2 protein-coding genes are annotated in these 961 nt (G+C 37.4%); both read right to left on the bottom strand.

The annotated features are described in order from the left end of the window. Positions 1–582 (bottom strand): Shedu anti-phage system protein SduA domain-containing protein (locus JHD69_RS19895; protein WP_199142080.1); only part of this gene is annotated, 582 nt, incomplete at its 3' end. Beyond that, on the bottom strand, positions 567–961 hold a 395-nt coding region (locus JHD69_RS19890; protein WP_199142079.1), incomplete at its 5' end, for a hypothetical protein. The genes JHD69_RS19890 and JHD69_RS19895, both read right to left, overlap by 16 nt.

Here is a 961-nt window from a genome sequence, read left to right as displayed (position 1 = left end):
GGCACTCGGATTTTCTTTATAATCTTGCAATGCTCGATTAAAAATATCAGTTGATCTTAATTCTATATCATTTGTCGAATTAAAAAAACTTCTCCATTGCATAGCATCTTCAACATCCCAATCCTGCTTGTCGCCAGCTACTAATATCCATCTAAACCTTGCAACAGCTCCAAATATTCGCTTTTTTTCGTGAGGGTACTGATCGAAATACCTCTGCCATGATCTTACCTGTTCTATAGCATTGTTAAGCTCGGCCGATGGTTTTTTATTTGCGTTAAAAACGCGCATCCGCGGTTTTTCAAGTTCCATTAGCACCCATTCTGGACCGTCCGAATTATCGTTTAGCCAGGCAAAATCACAACGCATCTTAGCTCCAAAAGAAATCTCTCTAAACACAGGTTGTATTCCACCTTTGCGGGAATACAAATGATAAAAAAGGAATGAAGTATCTTTTAATATTTTCAACAGTTTCGTTTCCGAATTGCCTGCGAAAGCTGTTGTAAGATCATTTTCAACTTTTTCGATATTCCAAACAGAAGGATTAATTGCAGTCATTGTTTCTAGAGTTAATTCATGAGCCATTGAATACAACTTTCAACTTCTTGATGATCATTAGGCAACATTATCTGTAAAGTAGATTGTTCCAAAGTACTACAAAAATTTGCCCAAATCGCTTCCGTCTTGCCTTGTAAGTTCAAATGATTTTCTATGGTGCCCTTTTTCCATATCCAAATATTATGAACTAGCATTTTAGCACTTAAATTCTCAATATTTTGGCTTACAGCCGGATCACTTGCCAAAATAGCAATACCTTGCGAAGCTGTTACCGAATTGCCATTTTTTTCTGGCCATCCATCGTTACCAAGTACGATGTTGTTTGCAACGGCAATATTAGCAACATGGTTCAGACATGCAGTAATATCTGCATCGCCTGCTTGTAAACTGTCTCTTATACACATCT

The sequence above is a fragment of the Pedobacter sp. ASV12 genome (assembly GCF_016429155.1).
Lineage (GTDB): Bacteria > Bacteroidota > Bacteroidia > Sphingobacteriales > Sphingobacteriaceae > Pedobacter.
This window is presented reverse-complemented; position numbering and strand designations above follow the sequence as displayed.